Raw genomic sequence first — 22,094 nt, forward strand, 5'->3', positions numbered from 1 at the left:
ACCAATCCGAGGCCCGCTATGAGCAGCAGCCCCAAATTCGACGAAACCCTGCGGGACAAGATCATCGCAGCGCCCGAGGTGATCCTTGAGGACCCCGATCTGATGGCCGCCCTCATCGCCGCAAACGAGCGTGCGATGGGCAGCAATATCGTGGATCTGCGCGGCATCGCGATGGAGCGGCTTGAGGCGCGTTTGGACCGTCTTGAGGATACGCACCGGTCGGTGATCGCAGCCGCATACGAGAACCTCGCAGGCACCAATCAGGTGCACCGCGCTATTCTGCGTATGCTTGATCCGGTGGAGTTTGAGAATTTCCTCAAGGATCTGGGTGGCGAGGTTGCCGATATCCTGCGCGTGGATTGCGTGAAACTGGTGCTGGAAAGCGTCCAGGATGAAGCCAGCCCCGCCGTTCAACGCTTGGGCGATGTGCTGTCTGTCGCCGAACCCGGCGTGATTGATCAATACATCACCATGGGCCGCAACACGCCTGTGCGCCCTGTCACCCTGCGCCAAGTGCATCCTGAAGCCGATGATTTGTATGGTGAAACCAGCGGGTGGATCCGCTCTGAAGCCTGCCTCAAACTGGATCTTGGCGACGGCCGCCTGCCCGGCATGCTGGCCCTCGGGGCCGAAGACCCCCACCAATTCGCGCCGCAGCAAGGCACCGATCTTTTGGCTTTCTTTGCCGGCGTCTTTGAACGCGCCATGCGGCGCTGGCTGGCGTGAGCATGATCTCTCCAGCCGCCCGTGACGCGCTGGAGACATGGTTAACCCATCTGACCTCCCTTGGCGGCGCTGCCGAGAATACGATCACCGCCTATCGCACGGATGTTTTGGGATTTCTGGCCTTTATGACCCAGCACCATGGGGAGGCGCAGGGCCTTGCGCCCCTGTCCAAAATCACCATCAGCGACATGCGTAGCTGGATGGCGCATGAGCGCGGGCGCGGCGTTGGGGCGCGGTCTTTGGCGCGGGCGTTGTCGGCGGTGAAGTCCTTCTACACATGGCTGGCCGAGCGCGAAGGGTTCGAGCCGACCGCCGTGCTCTCCACCCGGTCGCCGAAGTTCACCAAGAAATTGCCCCGCCCTTTGGCCGAAGATGCCGCGAAAGCAATGATCGATACGGTCGAGTTGCAGTCGATGAAAGACTGGGTCGCCGCGCGAGATCAGGCGGTCGTGACGCTTCTTTATGGCTGCGGGCTGCGGATTTCCGAAGCGCTGGGCCTGCTGGGCCGCGATGCGCCGCTGCCCGATACGCTGCGGATCAAAGGCAAAGGCGGCAAGGAACGGATCGTGCCTGTCCTGCCTGCTGCGCGTCAAGCGGTTGAACGCTACCTGTCGCTGTGCCCTCACCCGATGGAGCCTGACGCTCCGCTCTTCCGCGGAGTGCGCGGCGGCAAACTGGCCCCCCGCGCAATCCAGCAAGTGATGGCGCAGGCGCGGATGCAGCTGGGCCTGCCCGCCACCGCGACCCCGCACGCCATGCGCCATTCCTTTGCGACACATCTGCTGTCGGCGGGCGGTGATCTGCGCGCTATTCAGGAGTTACTGGGCCATGCATCGCTCTCGACGACGCAAGCCTATACGGCCGTGGATACCGCGCGGTTGATGGAGGTTTACGAGAAAACGCATCCAAAGGCGTAAGCCTTATGTCGCGGCCTCGGCCTTGTCCTTGCCAATCTCATCCAGCTGCTTTTGCAATGCCAACTCGTCCAGCGATCCCAGCGGCAAGCTCACAAAGATCGAGATTCGACTGCGCAGCATCCGGTATGTCTCTGAAAAAGCCTGACGTTTTACCGCATCCGGCCCCTCGGCCTTCACTGGGTCCGGGACGCCCCAATGGGCTGTCATCGGCTGACCCGGCCAGAACGGGCACTCCTCTGCCGCGGCGTTGTCGCAAACCGTAAAGCCGAAATCCATCTCGGGCGCATCCGGCCCCGCGAACTCGTCCCAGCTCTTGGACCGCGCGAAGCTTGTGTCGTGGTTCAATCCTTTGAGCAGATCAAGCGTGTAAGGATTGGGTGCCGGTCCGGGTTGTGAACCCGCCGAATAGGCTTTGAACCTGCCCATCCCTTCGCGGTTCATGATCGCTTCGGCAATCAACGAGCGGGCGGAATTGCCGGTACACAGGAACAAGACGTTATAGATATCCTTGGTCATCCAAGCCTCCCTTTAGGCGCAAGCGTGCAGCATCTGCGATCGCCGCAAATCTATCCATATATCCAGATATATGGATAGAATCACATGCCAAGCAAGGATTATTTCAACACCCTGCGCCAGACGCGCAGCGGCCCGCCCTCCTTGGCCCGCCGCACCCCATTGCCATTCGGCGCGCGTTCCGGCATCACCGCCGGATGCTGTTGCGTTTTCAGGCCCTGTCCGTCCACCTTCTCACCGCCTCCGGAGCAGTCTTTGCCATGCTCGCCATGTTGGCAGCGGTTGAAGAAAAATGGAGCCTGATGTTTCTCTGGCTCGTTGTCGCTTTCGCCGTGGACGGCATCGACGGCCCGCTGGCGCGCAAATACCACGTAAAGGTGAACGCGCCGCAATTTGACGGGGTCCTTCTGGACCTCATCATCGACTACCTGACCTATGTGTTTATTCCGGCCTACGCGCTCTTTAAATCGGGGCTGTTGCCCGGCTGGACCGGTTGGTTTGCGATCATCGTCATCACTTTTGCCTCGGCCATGTATTTCGCCGATACGCGAATGAAAACGAAGGACAATTCATTTTCCGGCTTTCCGGGGTGCTGGAATATGCTGGTTCTCGTCCTCTTCGCGACGCAGCCGAATTTCTGGGTGACGACGTTTATCGTGGCAGCATTGGCTGTAGCTATGTTCTTGCCGCTGAAGTTTATTCACCCGGTGCGCACCGCCCGTTGGCGCGCGGTGTCGCTCCCGATGGCGCTGGCCTGGACCGTGTTCGCAGGCTGGGCTGCCTGGGTGGATTTCTATCCCAACAGCTGGGCGCATTGGGGATTGGTGGCGACCAGCATCTACCTGATGCTGGCCGGTGTTGCGCAGCAGGTTTTCCCACCGCGCAAGGCTTAGCTGAGCGCGTCGTTACAGCGCCCGCAGACGCCCGGATGGGCGAACAGGCCCACATCGGGCAGGATCTTCCAGCAGCGCTGACACTTCTTGCCCTCGGCCTTGGCAAAGACCACCGCGACGCCTTCGCTCCCCTCAATGCGGAACGCATCTTCGGGCGCAGGGTCGGTCGAAACCGTAATGTCGGAGGTGATGCAGATATCGTCGAACGGGACGGTGGCCAGCACCTCTGCCGCTACGGCATCCACATGCACGATGGGAGCCGCTTCCAGCGATGCGCCGATAGTCTTCTCGCGCCGCTCGACCTCCAACGCACCCGTTACCACCCGACGCACTTTACGGATCGTGGCCCATTTCGCAGCCAGCGCCTCGTCGCGCCAACCGGCGGGTGTGTCGGGGATATCGGTCAGGTGGACCGAGCTTTCCGCGCCGGGGAACCGCTCCAACCAGACCTCTTCCATCGTGAAGACCAGAACAGGCGCCAGCCACGTGGTCAGCCGGTGGAACAAGATATCCAGCACGGAGCGGGCGGCGCGCCGCCGCTCCGTATCGCCATCACAATACAAAGCATCCTTGCGCACGTCGAAGTAAAACGCCGACAGATCAACGGTGGCAAAGGTGAACACCGCCTGAAATACGCCTTGGAAGTCGTATTTCGCATAGCCCTCGCGGACGACCTGATCCAGCTCTGCCAAACGGTGCAGAACCCAGCGTTCCAACTCGGGCATATCCGCGGGATCGACTCGATCCGCATCCGTGAAATCGCTGAGCGAGCCCAGCAGGAACCGCATGGTATTGCGCAGGCGGCGATAGCTGTCCGCCGTCCCTTTCAGGATTTCCGGCCCGATCCGCTGGTCATTGGTATAATCCGTCTGCGCCACCCAAAGCCGCAGGATATCCGCGCCATATTGCTTGACGACCGTTTCCGGCACGATGGTATTGCCCAGCGATTTGGACATCTTCATGCCCTTCTCGTCCAGCGTGAAACCGTGGGTCAGCACACCGCGATAAGGCGCGCGCCCCTTGGTGCCGCAAGCCTGCAGCATCGAGGAATGGAACCACCCGCGATGCTGGTCCGTGCCTTCGAGATAGAGGTCGGCCAGACCGTCGTCGGAGCCGTCCTCGCGGTCGCGCAGCACGAAGGCATGGGTCGAACCTGAGTCGAACCACACATCAAGAATATCAAAAACCTGCTCCCACTCATCGGCGACATAGTCATTGCCCAGGAACCGCTCTTTCGCGCCGTCCTGATACCACGCATCCGCGCCTTCAGCCTCGAACGCGTCCAAAATCCGCGCGTTCACAGCCGGATCGCGCAGCAGATAATCGGCATCGTCGGGCTTCGCACCGACCTTCACGAAACAGGTCAGCGGCACGCCCCAGGCGCGTTGACGCGACAGAACCCAATCGGGCCGCGCTTCGATCATCGAATAGAGCCGGTTGCGCCCCGTCTGCGGGGTCCATGTGACCAGTTGGTCGATGGAAGTCAGCGCCCGCTCGCGGATCGTCTCGCCATAGGTGTCCTGTCCGTCACCCACCTTCTGGTCGATGGCCGCAAACCATTGAGGCCGGTTCAAACGAATGACCGGGGCCTTGGAGCGCCAGCTATGCGCGTCCGAAATCGTCAGACGGCGGGTCGCGATCACCGCGCCCACCTCTTTCAGCTTGTCGATCACAACCCGGTTCGCCTTGCCAGGCTTGCCGTTGGGCTGGATGATCTTCTCGCCCGCGAAGAACGGCAGATCGGCGCGATAGGAACTGTCATCCAGAATATTGAACGTCATCGGCAACTTGTGCTTCACGCCAATCGCATAGTCATCATCACCGTGACTGGGCGCCGTGTGCACAAAGCCCGTGCCTGCATCGTCCGTGACGTGATCGCCAGAGAGCAAGGGCACATCAAAGTCCCACTCGCCGTCCGCACCCTCGACCCCGCGCAGCGGATGCGCGCACGTGATCCCGGCCAGCTCGGCAGGCGAAACACCGTCCAAACGCCGATACATCGACGGCTCCAGGCGCGCGGCACTCAGTGCTTCTTCAGCCAACTCATCTGCCAGCAAATACCGATCCCCGATAGAGACCCAGCACTCCTCAGGCCGCCCGGTCACCTCATAAAGCCCGTAAGAAATCTCGGGGCCGAAGCAAATCGCGCGGTTCTGCGGGATCGTCCAAGGGGTCGTCGTCCAGATCACGACCTGTGTCTTCGCCTTTGTAAAAATACTCGCCTCTGACGACACCACAGGGAACTTCACCCAGATCGCATCTGTCTGACGGTCGTGGTACTCGACCTCAGCCTCCGCCAGTGCCGTCTTCTCCACCGGAGACCACATCACAGGCTTGGAGCCCTGATAAAGCACACCGCTCATCAGGAACTTCTGAAACTCTTCGGCGATCACGCGCTCGGCGTGGAAATCCATCGTCAGATAGGGCTTGGACCATTTACCGGTCACGCCCAGCCGCTTGAATTCATCGCGCTGGATGTCGATCCACCCCGCAGCGAAGTCGCGACATTCCTGACGGAACTCGACCACCGGAACCGCATCCTTGTCACGGCCTTTCTGGCGGTATTTCTCTTCGATCTTCCACTCGATGGGCAGACCGTGGCAGTCCCAACCAGGAATATAGCGTGCGTCCTTGCCCATCATCTGCTGAGAGCGCGCGACCATATCCTTGAGGATCTTGTTCAGCGCGTGGCCGATATGCAGGTGACCGTTCGCATAGGGCGGGCCGTCATGCAGCGTGAAGCTCTCCCGCGGAGAGTCATTATTTTTGCCCGTCCGGGCAAGGGAAGCTTTCTCTCGCAGCTTGTCGTAGATGCCGATCTCGGCCCAGCGCGCCAGCCATTCAGGCTCGCGTTTGGGCAGTCCCGCACGCATCGGGAAATCGGTTTTGGGCAGGTTCAACGTGTCTTTGTAGTCGGGCGTCTCGGCGGCCATGTCAGGCGTCCTTTGAGCGAAAATCTATGTCAGGGAGAGGGGGCGGCGCGAGGTCTCAAACGCCTGAAACCCGGCGGCTCAAGCAATCAGAGCGCCGGGGATATAATTCGAATAATGATCGCGAATGTCATCATGACGCTGCTTATAAGAGGCCCCACCGTCCGGCACAAGCGCGACCCAAAAGCCTTCACAAGGCTTTTGCCCAAATTCCTTTCTCAAGGAATTTAATCCGCGTTCACATGATCCCAGACTTTCGAGATCACGACCGACCCTTCGCCCACAGCACTGGCCACCCGTTTGACCGAGCCTGCGCGCACATCGCCGACGGCAAAAATCCCTGGATGCGAGGTCTCATAGGACGAGGACACGCCGACCGAAGCGCCGGTCTTCACGAAGCCCTTCTCGTCCAACTCGACCTGACCCGACAGCCAGTCCGTGTTTGGTGCAGCACCGACCATGATGAACGCTGCCCGGCTGTTGATATCCCAATCCTGTCCGCTCGCCTTATCGCGGATGGTGACGCGTTCCAGATGATCGTCGCCATGCAGCGCTTTCATTTCGGTCTGGTAGTGGATCGTGATATTCGGATCAGCCTCAAGCCGCGACAGCAGATAGTCCGACATCGACGCCGCCAAGGACGAGCCGCGCACCAGAACATGCACATGGCGCGCTGTCCGGCTCAGGAACATCGCGGCCTGGCCTGCAGAATTGCCGCCGCCGATCACCACGACCTCGGTATCGCGGCAATAGCGTGCCTCGATATCGGTAGCCGCATAGTAAACGCCGACCCCTTCCATCGCCTCAAGGTTCTCCAGCGGAAGCCGCCGATATTGCACACCGGTCGCCACGATCACCGCCTTGGCGCAGATGATATCACCCCGCTCCAGCGTCACGCAGAAGACACCGTCCTCGCGCTGTTCCAACTTGGCCGCCCGGCGCGGAACGGCAAAACGCGTGCCGAATTTCATCGCCTGCACTTCGCCGCGCCAGACCAGATCTGCGCCGCTGATGCCGGTCGGAAAGCCCATGTAATTCTCGATCCGGCTAGAGGTCCCCGCCTGCCCGCCGATCGTCAGATCCTCAATCACCAACGCGTGGAGGCCTTCCGCCCCCGCATACACCCCCGCCGCAACACCCGCAGGGCCACCGCCCACGATCAGCACGTCGAAAACCTCGTCTTCTGCGATATCCAGATCAAGCCCCAGCAGCTTGGCGATGCCCGAGGGCGTCGCATCCTTAACCACCTGGGTCTTGCCAAAGATCACAGCAGGTTGCGCCTCGCCAATACTGCATTGATGCGCCACCGCCTCGGCCTCATGTTCATCCAGCGACAGCGACCGAAAGGGGATGCGGTTGCGCCCGGCAAAGGCGGCGATCCGGCGGATGTTGCGGTCCACCTCGGCCCCGATCAGCGTCAGACTGGCATCACCGCTTTCCAGCAGGCGCCGCCTGCGCGCGGCAAAGACCGTGACGATAATATCGCTCATCTCGGGAATGTCCGACATCAGCCGCAGCATTTCCTCGCGCGGCACGCATAGCAAGCGGCTGGGCTGCACCACGCGCGCCCCCATCACCGCGTTACCACCGTTGAGAAAGCTGATCTCGCCAAAAAACTGCGTCGGCCCAAGGGAGCCGTTGCCATAACGCCCGCCGGTGCGCGCATCAATCGCCTCAACCTCGCCTTCGACCACGTAGTAAAACGTTGTGATCGGCGCGCCCAGTTCCGAGATCAGATCGCCCGGCTCAAACGCTTTCTCCTCGCCCACACGGCGCATGGCGCGCACATGGTCGTCGTGCAGAGGTGTGCGGATCATCGTCTGCAGATCGGGGGCCATTCGGTCCATGGGCTATCCTTCTTTGTCAGCGCTACCAAATAGGCCGGTCAGCGCCTGTTTCACCAAGTTCGTCACAGACGGGCGGCGCACCGCACGGAAAGGCAGCGGGCGGCAAACCTCCATCGCCGCCACACCCACACGCGCGGTCAGCGCGCCGTTCACCACGCCTTCGCCAAACCGGCGGGAAACCTTGGCCAAAACGCCGCCTCCCGCGACCGATCCGATCAGATCGTCGCCCACGGCGACAGCGCCGGTGGCCACAAGATGGGTCAGCACCGACCGGGTCAGCCGCCAATTGCCCAGCGTGCCCGAGCGCCCGCCATAGATCTCGGCGATCCGGCGGATCATGCGCAGATTGGCTGTCAGTGCCGCAATCAGATCGGCAAGCGCCAGCGGCACAATCGCCGTAACGGTGGCCACTTGGCGGGCGGCTGCTTCGACCTCGCGACGGGCGGCCTTGTCGAGCGGGTCGAGCAAATCCGTTTCAACCAGCCCCAACAATCCGTCAGCATCAAACATATCGCCTTGGCGTTCCGCGATCCGCGCGCGGCCCCATTCGGTCTCGGGCCGCGCTTTGTAAAGCGCCACGATTTCGCCAGTGACCTTGCGCGCGGCTTTCAGATCGTCCGAGGCGATGGCCTCCTGAGCGTCTGCGTGGATCACATCGAGTTTTTTCAGCCGCCCGAAGGCCGCCAGTTCCTTGACCGCAATCGCCAGCAGGATCACGCAGAAAAAGCCAATCAGGATCAGCGCGGTCAGGCCCAGAACGGGGTTGCGCTCCAACAAACCCATCACGAAATCATACGCCGTGACCGAGGCCACAAAGCCCACCAGCGCCACCAGAGCCGACCAGAACCACCGCGCCAGCTTAGAGGGTTTGCGCGCTGCCAGCGCGGCCATGGTTTGCATCGCTTGCCCCGTGGGCGCAGGGGCTGCGAGGTCTGGTACTGGTGGCGCCGCCGCAGGCTCTGCCGCCTCGGCGTCTTCGAGGTCGATCAGAACTGGTCCGTCCTTGCGTCTGCTCATCTCAACCGATCCCCGATCAGAAATTCCGCCGCCTTGTCCAAGCGGATATGGGGTGGCCCTTCCCCCGGTTTCAACGTCATCCGTGCAGGCGCAAAGGACATGATCTGGTAATCCTCGTCCAGCCAAGCCTCCGCCCCCTCGCGCGCAGGTCCCAGCAGATGCGCGGGGTCTTCGGGCAGCTCGCCGGGATAAAACGCGGCCTGTTTGCCGGTGTCCAACAACGTGCCACGCACGCAGTCCAGCGTGCGACCCTTATGATCCAGCGTTTCCTCAACCGTCGCCCTCAGCGATGCAATCGACATCGCCGCCGTCTGCGCGCCTGCGAAATCAGCGCGGCGGCGCGCGTCCGAGGCCAACGCCTCCATGATCGCGGTCAGGCGCGGGTGTTGGCTATGGTGCAGGTGGTCCGCTTTGGTCGCCGCAAAAAGGATCTTCTCCACCCGTCGCCCGCGAAAAAGTTGAGTCAGAAATGCGTTCCGCCCCGGTTTGAAGGCCCCCAGAATGTCAGCCATCGCGCCGCGCATATCCTCGACCGCTTGCGGGCCTTTGTGGATCGCGCCCAGCGCATCAACCAGAACGACCTGCCGGTCGATCCGCGAGAAATGATCCTGAAAGAAGGGCTTCACGACGCGGGATTTATACGCCTCAAAGCGGCGCTCCATCTCGCGGTAAAGCGATTTGCGCGGGGCGGTGCCAGAGGGCGCTGGCAGCGGCGCGAAGGTCAGCACTGGCGATCCGGCCATCTCTCCGGGCAGCAAAAAGCGCCCCGGCGTGCAGTCGTAAAAGCCCGCCTGACGGGCATCTTGTAAATATTGGGTAAATGTATCGGCCAGTTCCTGAGCCACAGGTTCTTGTAGCTTGGCCGAAGAATCTGTGGATTTTACCAATGTTTCAAAGGCTTTATGTTCCCCGCGGGGAACACCACGGGCCAGGGTCTCCTCGGACCATTGGGCATAGGATTTCTCAAGCAGCGCCAGATCAAGCAGCCACTCGCCGGGGTAATCCACGATATCCAGATGCACTGTGCGCGGTCCGCTGACCGCCCCCATGATGCCCGTGGGCTGCACCTTGAGCGACAGTCGCAACTGGCTGACCGCACGGGTGCTGTCGGGCCAGCTTGGCGTGGTGCTGCTGAGCGCCGCTAGGTGCTTTTCAAACTCAAACCGCGGCACGGTATCGTCGGGTTGGGGCTGCAGATAGGCGCTGCGAATACCGCCATTGGCCGCTGCCAAAAGTTGCGGCATCCGCCCGCGATCCAGAAGATTGGCGACAAGCGAGGTGATGAACACCGTCTTGCCCGCACGGCTCAGACCCGTCACGCCCAGCCGGACACGCGGGGTCGAGAACGGATCGGTCAACGCGCTCGTGACTTGCTCAACACTGCGCGTCAGCCCATCTGCGATGGTGGAAATGACCAAAACTGCCCCCAAGCCTTCTTTGTTACCCGCGTTAACATAAGCGCGGCAGCGCGGCTTCGCTAGGGTATTGTCCCTAGCGGGACAGCGGGTTACGGACAGGTCATGCCCCGCTTTGCGTTTCAGATCGAATACCACGGCGCGCCGTTTGCCGGATGGCAGCGGCAGGCCGATCAGCCCTCGGTGCAAGGTGCAATCGAGGCCGCGCTTGCCAAGCTCGAGCCGGGGCCGCACACGATCGCCGCTGCGGGCCGCACGGATGCGGGCGTGCACGGGTTGGCGCAGGTCGCCCATGCGGATTTGCAGAAGGATTGGGACCCGTTTCGCCTGTCCGAGGCGTTGAATTTCCACCTTAAGCCGAACCCGGTGTCGATTTTGCAGGTGGCGCAGGTGTCTGAGGATTGGCATGCGCGCTTTTCAGCGGTGGAGCGGCGATATCTTTTTCGGCTGTTATCGCGGCGCGCGCCTGCGACCCATGACAAAGGGTTGGTCTGGCAGGTGGGGCATACGTTGGACCTCGCCCCGATGCAGGAGGCCGCGCAGCACTTGCTGGGGCGGCATGACTTCACGACGTTCCGGTCGTCGATCTGTCAGGCTGATAGCCCGGTGCGTACGCTTGATGCGTTGGAGATCACGCAACATGCAGTTCCCCACGGGGACGAGTTTCGCTTTCATGTCCGTGCGCGGTCATTCCTGCACAATCAAGTACGCAGCTTTGTCGGCACGTTGGAACGTGTGGGCGCGGGCAGTTGGGAGCCGGGCGATGTGAAAGCAGCGCTTGAGGCGCGGGACCGTGCAGCTTGCGGGCCGGTTTGCCCTCCGGAAGGGCTTTATTTGGCCGGTGTCGGCTATCCAGACGATCCCTTCACGCCGCGCTGAACCGCTTGCGCGCCTGACGAAGACGATCCTTGTCAGCCTCGGTGGGCAACGCCTGATCACCGTGATCCTCCAAGCGCTTAAGCATATCCGGAACAGCCTCTTTCATCTCGTCAGAGCCGCCTTCGGCCAAAGTCATCAAAGCCGATTGCAGGCGGAGCAGAACTTCGATTTGCCCGGCCCCGTCGCGCATCAAGCTGTTGAACGCTGTCTCAAGCAACTCTGCAGCACCCAAGGCGCAGCAATAAACGGCACTGCGCTTGACCGGCTCTTCCGCAGGAGAGGTGTGAGACCACTCCCACAAACGCCGCTCTAGCCGGATGATCACCTCCACCGCGGTGCCCGGATCGTTGATCCCGGGTGACAGCGCCTTGCTGCCGCTTTCGCTGAGCACGTGAAGCGCGTAGCGCGGGTCCTGTTCGGGGCTGCGGTTGGGAGAGATGGCGAAATGTTCAGTCAGACTGTCACACAAATCCGCATCGCCTTGGCTGACCTGCGCCATGGCTTGCCCCTCCAGCACCGTGTCGCCGGGCAGACGGGTCAAAAAGACCTTTGCATCTGCATCTTTCGCGGCTTCTCCCAGCGGTTTGACATCAATCCAGCGAATATAGCCAGAGGTCGAGGCCAGGATGGGTTTCGTCCCTGCGGGGATCTCATCAAGATCGACGATAGGTGTCGCACCCAGCGTGGGCAGCTCAGCATGGGTTTTCAGCGTGTCGCTCGCGCGGTCTTCGGCGACAGAAAGCGCATGATCAAGGCTGCTGAGCGCGCTGAGATGGTCGATCCAGCGCAGGATCGAGACGACAACGATCGCGACAACCAGAACAGTTGCCGCAAAAACAATCACCGAAGCGGCAGGGCTGTAATATCCTGCGCGAAACAGGATGATCGCGCTGAGCGCATAGGTAAAAGCGCCTATAAAAGTGGCAAGTACACTCTGTGTGCGGGTGTCTTCCATTAACAAACGGTGAATGCGCGGCGTCGTTTGATCGCCGATGGCGCGGTGCGATGTGACCATGACACCAACCGAGAAGGTGGTCACAGCAAGCATGGAATTGGCAAGGATCGTGAGGATGGGCAGCGTGGCGCTGGCCGAAAAGCGGTCCTTGAGCTCCTCGGGGATCAGCGGATCGAAAAGCTCTGCGCTGAGCGCGGCGATCACCGAGAGAATGAGGATCAACGCGATACGCACCCAAAGGATGCGGCTGATGCGGCGCAATTCAAAGAAGGTCTTGGAGATCATAGGCGGAGATTGGGTCCTTCGGGCGCAATGGCGTTGTCGTGAGGAACGTGTGAGGTGGAGGTTGGTTCCTTTGTAATCTGTTGGGCGAAAACTCTTTAGGAGAGTTTTTGGGTAAGTTTGCTGAAAGCTTTTTAGGGTTGGGTGATGTCGTGCCCCCGCCCCGGACCTGATCCGGGGCCTCTTGGGTTTGGGGTTGTGTAATAGTGGCAGCGGGGTCCCGGATCGGGTCCGGGACGGGGGCGCTGTGCTCACACCGTCGTTACCAAAATCACGCAATATCCCGTCACGGGCCTGTGATGTGCGTTTGCGCACATACGCCAAGATCACCGTGCGCGTTTTCAGGTCCACTGTGGAATGCCATTTGTCTGTCATCGGAAGCGCAAACTTCCAAACACACACAACGCAAACACAACACACACAAAGGACTAAACAAATGAAATTCGCTCTTATCTCCGCCCTCGTCGTCGCTGCCGCTCCGGCCTTCGCTGACGTCACCTCACCTGCTGAAGCCAATGCACAGCACGGGTTTGAAACCTCGTTCGTGGCCTCCAACGATCTGGGCAAAACCTCCCCCGCCGAGATCGCTGGTGAAGGCACCGTCGGCAATGACGTGATCTCCACGCAAAACGTCGACGTGTCGGCAAAGCTGGGCGTCACATCGGCTGCCGAACTGGCCGCACGCTAAGTCGCTACACCATCCTACCGCTGACGGCTCTCAAGGTTCCTCCCGCCTTGAGGGCCGTTTTGCCTTAGTAGAGCTGCCAGTCGTCGTCGTGGGGAAGCGTGCCGATGGCCGTCCATGTCGCGCGGATGCGGGCGATGCGGGTGTCGCCCCACGTGCGGAAGACGATCTCGAAGCCCTCGGCCGTGACCTGTTCGGCCTGAATATCGGCGCGCAGGTTGGTGTTGCGGTCCAGATCCCACAGCGAGATTGCGACCTGCACGGTAGGGACTTCGGAAAACGGCGTATCAAAAGTCACAGGCGTGCGACGTTCGCGCGGGCCGGTGCCGGTCCACATCTCGCCCCCGTTCTGATAGTCGGAAAAGAGCAGTTCTTCGCCTTGCTGCACCCCGACCGAATGTCCGCTTAACCGCATCATGTGGACCCCTTCACTGGGTCATAAATCTTAGAATTCCGACAAAATTTAGGTCTTGAAATGAAAAGCCCCGCACGGCGGCGGGGCAAATCGGGAGTGCATCAAGCCTTAAACGCCCAATTCGACGCGCAAGGCTTCCATGTCGGCAACCAGTTTGTTGGCCGCGTCGCGGGTGTCGTCCGCCGCGTTGGCCGCGGCTTCGGTCGCGTCCGAGATAAGCTGGGTGATGACATCGGCGGTCACCTCATCAGCGGGCATGGCGCGTTCGGCCAGCACGGAGGTGCCTTCGGGCGTCACTTCCGCGAACCCACCTGTGACAGCGTAGCGGGTGGTGCCGTCGGCACCGGTCACGGTCAGAACGCCGGGGCGCAGGGTCGTGATGACCGGCGAGTGATCGGGCATTGCCGTCATATCGCCATCTGCGCCCGGAATCTGCACCTCGGTCGCGGTGACCGAGGCGAGCTTGCGTTCCGGTGAGACCAGATCGAATTGCATCGTATCTGCCATGATTTAGGCGGCCTCCGCTGCCATTTTCTCGGCTTTGGCTTTTACGTCCTCGATGCCGCCAACCATGTAGAAGGCACCCTCGGGGAGGTGGTCATATTCGCCAGCCACAACCGCTTTGAAGGACGCGATGGTTTCTTCGAGCGGAACCTGCACACCGTCAGAGCCGGTGAAGACTTTCGCCACGTCGAAAGGCTGCGACAGGAAGCGCTGGATTTTACGCGCACGGGCCACGGTCAGTTTGTCTTCTTCGCTGAGTTCGTCCATGCCGAGAATGGCGATGATGTCCTGAAGCGACTTGTAGCTTTGCAGGATCCCCTGAACGTCACGGGCAACAGCGTAGTGTTCCTCGCCCACGATCTGCGGGTCCATCAGGCGCGATGTGGAGTCGAGCGGGTCCACGGCGGGGTAGATGCCCAGCTCGGAGATGGCGCGGTTAAGAACCGTCGTCGCGTCCAAGTGCGCAAAGGTCGTGGCCGGTGCGGGGTCGGTCAGGTCGTCCGCAGGGACGTAAACGGCCTGGATCGACGTGATCGACCCGTTCTTGGTCGAGGTGATGCGTTCCTGCATGTCGCCCATATCGGTGGCGAGTGTCGGCTGGTAGCCCACGGCCGAAGGAATACGGCCGAGCAGAGCGGACATCTCGGAACCTGCCTGCGTGAAGCGGAAGATGTTGTCGACGAAGAACAGAACGTCTGCACCGGTGGCGTCGCGGAACTGCTCGGCCAAGGTGAGGCCGGTCAGGGCGATCCGGGCGCGGGCACCGGGAGGCTCGTTCATCTGACCAAAGCACAGGGCGATCTTGGAGTCGGTCAGATTGTCGGGGGTCAGAACGCCGGATTCGATCATCTCGTGGTAAAGGTCGTTGCCTTCGCGGGTCCGCTCACCCACGCCAGCGAACACCGAGAGACCCGAGTGCACTTTCGCGATGTTGTTGATGAGTTCCTGAATAAGAACTGTTTTACCAACGCCAGCACCGCCAAAGAGGCCGATCTTACCGCCTTTGGCGTAAGGGGCCAGAAGGTCGATCACCTTGATCCCGGTGACGAGGATTTCAGATTCCGTTGCCTGCTCGGAGAAGTCCGGTGCGGGGGCGTGGATCGGGCGGCGCTCATCGGTCTCGATGGGGCCTTTTTCGTCGATCGGGTCGCCGGTCACGTTGATGATCCGGCCCAGCGTCGCGGTGCCGACGGGCACGGTGATCGCGGTGCCGGTATCGGTGACTTCCTGACCGCGGACCAGACCTTCGGTCGCGTCCATGGCAATCGTGCGAACCGTGTTCTCGCCGAGGTGTTGTGCCACCTCAAGAACCAGCGTCTTGCCGTCATTGTCTGTGTTCAGTGCGTTCAGGATCTCCGGCAGGTGATCGTCGAACTGCACGTCGACCACGGCGCCGATAACCTGCGTGATCTTGCCTTTAGCATTCGCCATTTTCGTGTCTCCGGTTCGGTCTTAGAGCGCCTCGGCGCCCGAGATAATTTCAATAAGTTCGCTGGTGATGACGGCCTGACGGGAGCGGTTGAACTCAATCGTCAACTTGTCGATCATCTCGCCTGCGTTGCGGGTCGCGTTGTCCATCGCGGACATCCGGGCACCCTGTTCAGAGGCGCCGTTTTCCAGCAGAGCAGTGAAGATTTGCGTCGCAACGCCGCGCGGCAGCAGGTCGGCCAGAATGGCCTCTTCGCTGGGCTCGTAGTCGTAAAGCGTGCTTTCACCGGCCTCCCCGTCTTCGCTTTCTTCAAAGCTGGCGGGGATGATCTGCTTGGCGGTGGGCACTTGGGTGACCACGTTCACGAACTCTGCAAAGAAGATCGTGGCGACGTCGAACTCGCCAGCGTCAAAGCGGGTCAGCACATCTTTCGCGATGCTTTGCGCGTCGGCGTAGCCCACACGTTTCACGTCACTCAGATCGACATGGCCGACGAAGTGGTCGCCATAATCGCGCTTGATCGCGTCGCGGCCTTTCTTGCCGACGGTGAGGATTTTCACCGTCTTGCCTTCGGCCACCAATTTGGCGGCGTGGGTCTTGGCAAGTTTCGCGATATTGCCATTGAAGCCACCGCAGAGGCCACGCTCGGCGGTCATCACGATCAACAATTGTGTCTGGTCGCTGCCCGTCCCGGCCAGAAGCCGGGGCGCGCTATCAGAGCCACCAACCGATTGCGCCAGCCCGGACATCACGGCGTTGAACCGTTCTGCGTAGGGGCGTGCGGCCTCGGCACTTTCCTGGGCCCGCCGTAGTTTTGCGGCGGCCACCATTTGCATGGCCTTGGTGATCTTCCGAGTGCTTTTGACACTCTCGATCCTGTTTTTAAGGTCCTTCAGGCTAGGCATTGTCTGCCTCCCTTACGAAAAATCTGCGGCGAATTCGTCGAGAGCGGCTTTGATCTTGTCTTCCGCATCGCCTTTGATTTTCGGGTCCTCGTTGGTGATCATGTCGAGCAGCTCTTTGTGCTTGGAACGCAGGTGGTTCAGCAGGCCTTGCTCGAACCGGCCGACCTCTTTGACGTCGATCTTGTCGAGGTAGCCTTTGGTGCCTGCGTAGATCACGCACACGATCTCGGCGTTGGTGAGTGGCGAGTATTGCGGCTGCTTCATCAGCTCAGTCAGGCGTGCACCACGGTTCAGCAGCTGCTGGGTGGCGGCATCCAGGTCGGAGCCAAACTGCGCAAAGGCCGCCATTTCGCGATACTGCGCCAGTTCCAGTTTCACCGGACCCGCGACAGATTTCATTGCGTTGGTCTGAGCAGACGAGCCCACACGCGACACCGACAGACCGGTGTTCACGGCAGGGCGGATGCCCTGGTAGAACAGCTCGGTCTCAAGGAAGATCTGGCCGTCGGTGATCGAGATCACGTTGGTCGGAATAAACGCCGACACGTCGCCACCTTGGGTCTCAATAATCGGCAGAGCCGTCAGCGAGCCCGCGCCATTGTCTTCATTCAGCTTCGCGGAACGCTCAAGCAGGCGGGAGTGGAGGTAGAACACGTCGCCCGGATAGGCTTCACGGCCCGGCGGGCGGCGCAGCAGCAGCGACATCTGGCGATAGGACACGGCCTGCTTGGACAGGTCATCATAGACGATCAGCGCGTGGCGACCGTTGTCGCGGAAATGCTCCGCCATGGCGGTCGCGGCGTAAGGGGCCAGGAACTGCATCGGCGCAGGGTCAGATGCGGTGGCCGCCACGACGATCGAGTATTCAATCGCGCCGGTCTCTTCGAGCTTCTTCACCAGCTGCGCCACGGTGGAGCGCTTCTGGCCGACAGCCACGTAGACGCAGTAGAGCTTCTTGCTTTCGTCGTCGCCAGCGGCGTCGTTGTAGGATTTTTGGTTCAGAATGGTGTCGAGCGCGATGGCTGTTTTACCGGTCTGACGGTCGCCAATGATCAGCTCGCGCTGGCCACGGCCAACGGGGATCATGGCGTCAACGGATTTGAGGCCTGTCGCCATCGGCTCGTGCACCGATTTACGCGGGATGATGCCCGGCGCTTTGACGTCCGCCACAGCGCGGTTCTTTGTCTTGATCGGGCCCTTGCCGTCCAGCGGGTTGCCCAGACCGTCAACAACGCGGCCCAGCAGTTCGTCACCGGCGGGCACGTCCACGATGGACTGGGTGCGCTTGACGGTGTCGCCTTCTTTAATCTCGCGGTCAGAGCCGAAGATCACGACGCCGACATTGTCGCTTTCCAGGTTCAGGGCCATGCCCATGATACCGCCCGGAAATTCGACCATCTCACCGGCCTGCACATTGTCCAGACCATAAACGCGCGCGATGCCGTCCCCGACGCTCAGCACACGGCCTACTTCTGCGACTTCTGCTTCCTGACCAAAGTTCTTGATCTGATCCTTGAGGATCGCAGAGATTTCGGCTGCTTGGATACCCATTATCCGACCTCTTTCATTGTGTTCTGGAGTGCTGCAAGTTTCGAGCGGATCGACGTGTCGATCATTTTCGAACCCACTTTTACGATAAGACCGCCAATGAGGCTTTCATCGACGGTCGCATTGATCTTGACGTCTTTACCGACGCTGGACTTGAGAGACTTCGCAAGAGCGGTTTCTTGCGTCTTGGTCAGCGCCTTGGCGGCCACAACATCGGCCGTCACTTCGCCTTTATCTTCGGCAATCAGCGCACGCAGGCTGGCAACCAGCTGCGGCAGCACGAACAGGCGACGGTTCTGCGCCATCAGCGCCAGCGTGTTGCCGAGGACGGGCGAAAGCTTCATCTTCTTGGCAATCGCGGTGATCGCGTCTTCCTGCTGCGAACGGCTGTAGACGGGCGAGTGGATCAGGTCGCGGAAATCCGCACTTTCGTCCATCGCGGCGGCCAGCGCGTCGACATCGGTTTCAATGGCTTTGAGTTTCTTGCCCTCTTTGGCAAGTTCAAAAACGGCAGTGGCATAGCGCGCGGCAATGCCAGTAGAGATCGAAGCTGGTTCGGACACGTCCACCCTTCCGACTTTTATTGTGACCCCGCTTTTGCCCGTTATGGGCTGAAAACAGGCTTGCTTGGCAAGTAGTGAGCCTTTGATTTGTATCAAGGCTGTAAAATCGTCGTGGATGTAGCAGAGCAATTCTGGCCCCGCAACCTCCCAGCGTAAAAAGCGGTCATGCTCAAAACCCCTTATTTTCAGGGGCTTCCGCGGGCTGCGACCCTATGCACATGCGAATGCCTAATTTTCTTGCGCTCATGAGAGCGCAAACAGGCGATTCCTTCGTGCCGATATGGTGTTAGTCCGCGTCAGGCGCGGCTGCGATCACGCAAATCTCGACCAGCAATTCGGGGCGGGCCATCCGCGCCTCAACACAAGCGCGGGCGGGTTTGCCTACATCGGCGACCCACGCATTCCAGACCTCGTTCATCGCGGCAAAGTCCTTCATGTCGCGGATGAAAACTGTGCAGGACAGAAGGCGGCCCTTGTCACTGCCCGCCTCGGCCAGCAGTGCGTCGATCTTGTCGCAACAGCTTTGCGTCTGGCCCTGAATGCCTTCTGAGGTATCGGCGGCGACCTGGCCGGACAGATAGATCACGCCGTTATGCTGGACGATCTTGCTGGCGCGTTCGGATTGGGTGGTGCGTGTGATGGTCATGTCTCTCTCCCTGTTGGGACGGGCATACGCGGGCGGCGCAGCCTCGACAAGGCGTGTTGCAGGCACTAGCGATTGAGCCATGACCACCCTGCCCGCCTCCCGTTATCTGGACCGGTTCAGCCCGCCCCATATCACCACGCTGGTGCTGAGCACCGCTGTGGGATCGGTCACGATCAATATCTTCCTGCCCTCGATGCCCGAGATGGCTACGTTTTTCGGCAAGCCCTATGCGGTGATCCAGTTGACGCTGACGGTCTATCTGGCGCTGACCGGCGTGGCGATCCTTGTGCTGGGGCCGCTGTCCGATCTTTACGGGCGGCGCCCGGTGATGTTGTGGAGCTTTGCGTTGTTCATCGCCGCTTCCATCGGGGCGGCCTTCGCGCAGAGCTTTGCGGTCTTCATGCTGTTCCGTGCATTGCAGGCGGCGGTCGTCTCGAGCTTTGTTGTCGGGCGCGCGGTCGTACGCGATCAGGTCGCGCGTGAGAAAGCGGCGAGCCTGTTGGGTTATGTCACCATGGGCCAGGCGCTGGCCCCGATGATTGCGCCTGCCATCGGTGGGGCTTTGGGCGATGCGTTCGGCTGGCAGGCCAGCTTCCACGCGCTGACGGTGTTCGGGATCGTCGCGCTGGCGTTGATCTATTTCGATCAGGGCGAGACCTTTCATGGCAGCGGCGCGGGGATGCGCGCGCAGATGCGGAATTACCCAGATCTGTTTCGTTCGCGCCGGTTCTGGGGCTACACGCTGCTATCCACCTTCGCATCGGGCACTTTCTTTGCCTATCTGGGCGGCGCGCCGTATGTCGGCGTCAATGTCTACGGGCTAAGCGCCGGAGCCGTCGGCCTTTATATGGCCTTCACACCGACGGGCTATGTGATCGGCAATTTCATCTCGGGCCGGTTTGCGATGCGGATCGGGATCTTCCGAATGCTGCTCTTGGGCGCGCTTATCACGCTGAGCTTCATGTCAATGACGCTGGTCGCATGGGGCTTGGGCGTCACCCATCCGCTGGGGTTCTTCTTTTTCACCTTCTCGATAGGCTTGGGCAACGGGATAATCCTGCCGTCAGCCAGTGCAGGCCTTCTGGACGTACGGCCCGATTTGGCAGGCTCGGCCTCGGGGTTGTCAGGCTCTATCATGACGTTTGGAGGCGCCGCCTTATCGACGCTGTCGGGGCTGTTGCTGACCGCATATTCCGGGGTTCTGCCGCTGATCCTGTGCATCCTCGGCGCGTCGCTGTTGTGCTTGAGCTGCGCGCTCTACACGATTTCTGTCGAGAAGCGTCTGCGCGCGCCTTAGGCGCGATAGGCGGGCTTCGGTGTCGGGCGGATCAGGCCGTCCAACGCGCCGAGTGGTTTTTTCACTGCATCCTTTAGGCCCGAGGTCTGTTTGGGATGGCCTTGCTTGACCACCTCGACCATCAGCACGCCACCGGCCATCAACGGCCCCCGCCGCCCGACACGCTCAAACAGACCAGCGGTCTTGCGCCAGAACTTGCGGTGCGAGGGCGGCTGATAAAGTGCGGAGATATGGCGTTCAGGCACGAAGCCATGGCGTTTGAGTTGTGCTTCGAACTGGCCCAGCGAATAGGGGCGGCCGTAGCCGAAAGGCGTGCGGTCATTACGCGCCCAGAGGCCCGCGCGGTTCGGCACCACGAAAAGCGCCTTGCCACCGGGGCCCAGGACGCGGGCCGCCTCGTCGAGCAGGGAGGACGGGTTCTCTGACGTCTCCAGCCCGTGCATCACGACCAGCTTATCGACAAAGCCTGTGGGCAGCGGCCACCACATTTCTTCCGACAGTACCGACACATTGGCCATCCCCGCAGGCCATGGCATCACCCCTTGCGGCGCGGGCATCAAAGCGATGACCCGGCGCGCGTCGGCCAGATAGGGGCGCAAAAGCGGGGCGGCAAAACCAAAGCCGACCACGGTCTGAACCTTGGCTTCTGGCCACATCTCGACCAGCCGATCACGGATCACCTTTTGCGCCGCCCGGCCCAGCGGCGAGCGATAATAGAAGTTGCGCAAGTCGAGCACGTCGAGATGCATTGCGCGGGGCTCCTTTTCACGCCAGTTTCACAGCCTACCTTGACCCGACCATAACAAGAGCCAGATCAATTACCATGGGCATTGAAATCCTCACCATTCCCTGTCTGCAAGACAATTTCTGCTTTCTCATCCATAATGACGAAAGTGGTGAGACCACATTGATCGACGCCAGCGAGGCGGCCCCTATTCAGGCGGTGCTGGATGCCAAGCGCTGGGTTCTGACGGATGTGCTGCTGACCCACCACCATTGGGATCATATCGACGAGCTTCCCGCTTTGCGAAAACGCTATGCCCCGCGCGTTGTCGGTGCGGCAGCGGATGCGCATCGTCTGCCTGCGCTGGATCTGACCGTGGCGGACGGGGATACATTCACCACCTGTGGGCAAGAGGCACAGGTCATTGATGTGTCAGGCCATACGATTGGGCATATCGCCTTTTACATGCCCGGCCTCAAAGCCGCGTTCACCGCCGACAGCCTGATGGCGCTGGGATGCGGGCGGCTCACCGAAGGCACGCCCGAGATGATGTGGCCCAGCCTGTTGAAGCTGCGCGCGCTGCCAGAAGATACCGCAATTTACAGCGCGCATGAATATAGTAAGAGCAATGCCGCTTTCGCGATCACCCTTGAACCAGAGAACGACGCGCTTATCTCTCGGATAGACGCCGATGCGGCCAACCGCGCCGCTGATAAACCCACCGTTCCAAACCCCCTGTCGCTGGAAAAAGCGACCAATCCGTTCCTGCGAGCGGACGATCCCGCCTTTCGTGCCGCTGTTGGTATGGAAGATCATTCACCCCTAGAGGTCTTTGCCGCGATCCGCGCGCGCAAGGATCGGTTTTAGGTCAGCAAGCCAGACCTAACTGACTATATTTCCAGCGTTTGCCTGTCATTCACGCAAAATGTGACAGTATAGTGAGAAAAAACGCTTGAAGGTTCGGAATAAAAACCGAACTTTAATACCTAAGAGGCCACGGTTAC

At 60.8% G+C, this 22,094-nt stretch carries 21 protein-coding genes; 7 read left to right on the forward strand and 14 right to left on the reverse strand.

What is annotated here, in order from left to right:
* The first annotated feature begins 18 nt into the window (after positions 1-18).
* Together KUW67_RS10590 and KUW67_RS10595 are read left to right on the forward strand one after the other, a co-directional pair.
* On the forward strand, positions 19-726 hold the full coding sequence (locus KUW67_RS10590; RefSeq protein ID WP_224825273.1) for a DUF484 family protein: 708 nt from the start codon (positions 19-21) through the stop codon (positions 724-726).
* 2 nt (positions 727-728) lie between these two features.
* Positions 729-1,643, forward strand: coding sequence for a tyrosine recombinase XerC (locus tag KUW67_RS10595; RefSeq protein WP_224825274.1), 915 nt, complete (start codon positions 729-731; stop codon positions 1,641-1,643).
* Positions 1,644-1,646: 3 nt separating this feature from the next.
* On the opposite strand, the gene KUW67_RS10600 is transcribed toward KUW67_RS10595, so the two are convergent.
* Positions 1,647-2,159, reverse strand: a complete 513-nt coding sequence (locus tag KUW67_RS10600) for an arsenate reductase ArsC (RefSeq protein WP_224825275.1) — start codon at positions 2,157-2,159, stop codon at positions 1,647-1,649.
* 194 nt (positions 2,160-2,353) lie between these two features.
* Between KUW67_RS10600 and KUW67_RS10605 the strand changes: the two genes are divergently transcribed.
* Positions 2,354-3,049, forward strand: coding sequence for a phosphatidylcholine/phosphatidylserine synthase (locus KUW67_RS10605; protein ID WP_224825276.1), 696 nt, complete (start codon positions 2,354-2,356; stop codon positions 3,047-3,049).
* On the opposite strand, the gene ileS is transcribed toward KUW67_RS10605, so the two are convergent.
* The 4 genes from ileS to KUW67_RS10625 form a co-directional block, all read right to left on the reverse strand.
* Positions 3,046-5,982 (reverse strand): isoleucine--tRNA ligase, encoded by a 2,937-nt coding sequence (gene ileS / locus KUW67_RS10610; protein WP_224825277.1) that lies wholly within the window; start codon positions 5,980-5,982, stop codon positions 3,046-3,048. The genes KUW67_RS10605 and ileS overlap by 4 nt on opposite strands.
* A gap of 224 nt (positions 5,983-6,206) precedes the next feature.
* The gene (locus tag KUW67_RS10615) at positions 6,207-7,826 is read right to left on the reverse strand and encodes a cyclic nucleotide-binding domain-containing thioredoxin-disulfide reductase (protein WP_224825278.1); all 1,620 of its coding nucleotides are present in this window, start codon (positions 7,824-7,826) and stop codon (positions 6,207-6,209) included.
* Between the two features lie 3 nt (positions 7,827-7,829).
* Positions 7,830-8,843, reverse strand: a complete 1,014-nt coding sequence (locus KUW67_RS10620; protein WP_224825279.1) for a YcjF family protein — start codon at positions 8,841-8,843, stop codon at positions 7,830-7,832.
* Positions 8,840-10,261, reverse strand: a complete 1,422-nt coding sequence (locus KUW67_RS10625) for a YcjX family protein (protein ID WP_224825280.1) — start codon at positions 10,259-10,261, stop codon at positions 8,840-8,842. The genes KUW67_RS10620 and KUW67_RS10625 overlap by 4 nt, the downstream gene beginning before the upstream one ends.
* A 102-nt stretch (positions 10,262-10,363) precedes the next feature.
* Between KUW67_RS10625 and truA the strand changes: the two genes are divergently transcribed.
* Positions 10,364-11,137 (forward strand): tRNA pseudouridine(38-40) synthase TruA, encoded by a 774-nt coding sequence (gene truA / locus KUW67_RS10630; RefSeq protein WP_224825281.1) that lies wholly within the window; start codon positions 10,364-10,366, stop codon positions 11,135-11,137.
* Here the strand turns inward: truA and KUW67_RS10635 are convergent.
* Positions 11,124-12,377, reverse strand: coding sequence for a DUF2254 domain-containing protein (locus KUW67_RS10635; protein WP_224825282.1), 1,254 nt, complete (start codon positions 12,375-12,377; stop codon positions 11,124-11,126). The genes truA and KUW67_RS10635 overlap by 14 nt on opposite strands.
* Positions 12,378-12,810: 433 nt before the next feature.
* On the opposite strand from KUW67_RS10635, the gene KUW67_RS10640 reads away from it, so the two are divergent.
* Positions 12,811-13,062, forward strand: a complete 252-nt coding sequence (locus KUW67_RS10640; RefSeq protein WP_224825283.1) for a hypothetical protein — start codon at positions 12,811-12,813, stop codon at positions 13,060-13,062.
* 64 nt (positions 13,063-13,126) lie between these two features.
* On the opposite strand, the gene KUW67_RS10645 is transcribed toward KUW67_RS10640, so the two are convergent.
* The 7 genes from KUW67_RS10645 to KUW67_RS10675 form a co-directional block, all read right to left on the reverse strand.
* Positions 13,127-13,477: an H-type lectin domain-containing protein gene (locus tag KUW67_RS10645; protein WP_224825284.1), complete on the reverse strand. Its 351-nt coding sequence runs from the start codon at positions 13,475-13,477 to the stop codon at positions 13,127-13,129.
* 105 nt (positions 13,478-13,582) lie between these two features.
* Positions 13,583-13,981 carry a F0F1 ATP synthase subunit epsilon gene (locus KUW67_RS10650; RefSeq protein WP_224825285.1) on the reverse strand — a complete coding sequence of 133 codons (399 nt, stop codon included), beginning with the start codon at positions 13,979-13,981 and terminating at the stop codon, positions 13,583-13,585.
* 3 nt (positions 13,982-13,984) lie between these two features.
* A complete protein-coding gene (atpD, locus tag KUW67_RS10655) occupies positions 13,985-15,409 on the reverse strand; it encodes a F0F1 ATP synthase subunit beta (RefSeq protein WP_224825286.1) in 1,425 nt (474 codons plus the stop codon).
* Positions 15,410-15,430: 21 nt separating this feature from the next.
* Positions 15,431-16,312, reverse strand: coding sequence for a F0F1 ATP synthase subunit gamma (locus tag KUW67_RS10660; protein ID WP_224825287.1), 882 nt, complete (start codon positions 16,310-16,312; stop codon positions 15,431-15,433).
* A gap of 12 nt (positions 16,313-16,324) precedes the next feature.
* Positions 16,325-17,863 carry a F0F1 ATP synthase subunit alpha gene (gene atpA, locus KUW67_RS10665; RefSeq protein ID WP_224825288.1) on the reverse strand — a complete coding sequence of 513 codons (1,539 nt, stop codon included), beginning with the start codon at positions 17,861-17,863 and terminating at the stop codon, positions 16,325-16,327.
* Positions 17,863-18,423 carry a F0F1 ATP synthase subunit delta gene (locus KUW67_RS10670; RefSeq protein ID WP_224825289.1) on the reverse strand — a complete coding sequence of 187 codons (561 nt, stop codon included), beginning with the start codon at positions 18,421-18,423 and terminating at the stop codon, positions 17,863-17,865. Before KUW67_RS10670 ends, atpA begins: the two co-directional genes overlap by 1 nt.
* Positions 18,424-18,709: 286 nt before the next feature.
* Positions 18,710-19,069, reverse strand: a complete 360-nt coding sequence (locus KUW67_RS10675; protein ID WP_224825290.1) for a RidA family protein — start codon at positions 19,067-19,069, stop codon at positions 18,710-18,712.
* Positions 19,070-19,148: 79 nt separating this feature from the next.
* Between KUW67_RS10675 and KUW67_RS10680 the strand changes: the two genes are divergently transcribed.
* Positions 19,149-20,366: a multidrug effflux MFS transporter gene (locus KUW67_RS10680; protein ID WP_224825291.1), complete on the forward strand. Its 1,218-nt coding sequence runs from the start codon at positions 19,149-19,151 to the stop codon at positions 20,364-20,366.
* Here the strand turns inward: KUW67_RS10680 and KUW67_RS10685 are convergent.
* The gene (locus KUW67_RS10685; protein ID WP_224825292.1) at positions 20,363-21,115 is read right to left on the reverse strand and encodes a methyltransferase domain-containing protein; all 753 of its coding nucleotides are present in this window, start codon (positions 21,113-21,115) and stop codon (positions 20,363-20,365) included. The genes KUW67_RS10680 and KUW67_RS10685 overlap by 4 nt on opposite strands.
* A gap of 74 nt (positions 21,116-21,189) precedes the next feature.
* Between KUW67_RS10685 and gloB the strand changes: the two genes are divergently transcribed.
* Positions 21,190-21,957, forward strand: a complete 768-nt coding sequence (gene gloB / locus KUW67_RS10690) for a hydroxyacylglutathione hydrolase (protein WP_224825293.1) — start codon at positions 21,190-21,192, stop codon at positions 21,955-21,957.
* Positions 21,958-22,094 lie beyond the last annotated feature (137 nt).

It is taken from the genome of Cognatishimia sp. MH4019 (genome assembly GCF_020177595.1).
Classification (GTDB): Bacteria; Pseudomonadota; Alphaproteobacteria; order Rhodobacterales; family Rhodobacteraceae; genus JAHTBL01.

Coding starts and splice junctions, on each gene's coding strand:
- KUW67_RS10590 (WP_224825273.1), top strand. CDS start 19: ATGAGCAGCAGCCCCAAATTCGACGAAACCCTGCGGGACAAGATCATC.
- KUW67_RS10595 (WP_224825274.1), top strand. CDS start 729: ATGATCTCTCCAGCCGCCCGTGACGCGCTGGAGACATGGTTAACCCAT.
- KUW67_RS10600 (WP_224825275.1), bottom strand. CDS start 2,159: ATGACCAAGGATATCTATAACGTCTTGTTCCTGTGTACCGGCAATTCC.
- KUW67_RS10605 (WP_224825276.1), top strand. CDS start 2,354: ATGCTGTTGCGTTTTCAGGCCCTGTCCGTCCACCTTCTCACCGCCTCC.
- ileS (WP_224825277.1), bottom strand. CDS start 5,982: ATGGCCGCCGAGACGCCCGACTACAAAGACACGTTGAACCTGCCCAAA.
- KUW67_RS10615 (WP_224825278.1), bottom strand. CDS start 7,826: ATGGACCGAATGGCCCCCGATCTGCAGACGATGATCCGCACACCTCTG.
- KUW67_RS10620 (WP_224825279.1), bottom strand. CDS start 8,843: ATGAGCAGACGCAAGGACGGACCAGTTCTGATCGACCTCGAAGACGCC.
- truA (WP_224825281.1), top strand. CDS start 10,364: ATGCCCCGCTTTGCGTTTCAGATCGAATACCACGGCGCGCCGTTTGCC.
- KUW67_RS10635 (WP_224825282.1), bottom strand. CDS start 12,377: ATGATCTCCAAGACCTTCTTTGAATTGCGCCGCATCAGCCGCATCCTT.
- KUW67_RS10640 (WP_224825283.1), top strand. CDS start 12,811: ATGAAATTCGCTCTTATCTCCGCCCTCGTCGTCGCTGCCGCTCCGGCC.
- KUW67_RS10645 (WP_224825284.1), bottom strand. CDS start 13,477: ATGATGCGGTTAAGCGGACATTCGGTCGGGGTGCAGCAAGGCGAAGAA.
- KUW67_RS10650 (WP_224825285.1), bottom strand. CDS start 13,981: ATGGCAGATACGATGCAATTCGATCTGGTCTCACCGGAACGCAAGCTC.
- atpD (WP_224825286.1), bottom strand. CDS start 15,409: ATGGCGAATGCTAAAGGCAAGATCACGCAGGTTATCGGCGCCGTGGTC.
- KUW67_RS10660 (WP_224825287.1), bottom strand. CDS start 16,312: ATGCCTAGCCTGAAGGACCTTAAAAACAGGATCGAGAGTGTCAAAAGC.
- atpA (WP_224825288.1), bottom strand. CDS start 17,863: ATGGGTATCCAAGCAGCCGAAATCTCTGCGATCCTCAAGGATCAGATC.
- KUW67_RS10675 (WP_224825290.1), bottom strand. CDS start 19,069: ATGACCATCACACGCACCACCCAATCCGAACGCGCCAGCAAGATCGTC.
- KUW67_RS10680 (WP_224825291.1), top strand. CDS start 19,149: ATGACCACCCTGCCCGCCTCCCGTTATCTGGACCGGTTCAGCCCGCCC.
- KUW67_RS10685 (WP_224825292.1), bottom strand. CDS start 21,115: ATGCATCTCGACGTGCTCGACTTGCGCAACTTCTATTATCGCTCGCCG.
- gloB (WP_224825293.1), top strand. CDS start 21,190: ATGGGCATTGAAATCCTCACCATTCCCTGTCTGCAAGACAATTTCTGC.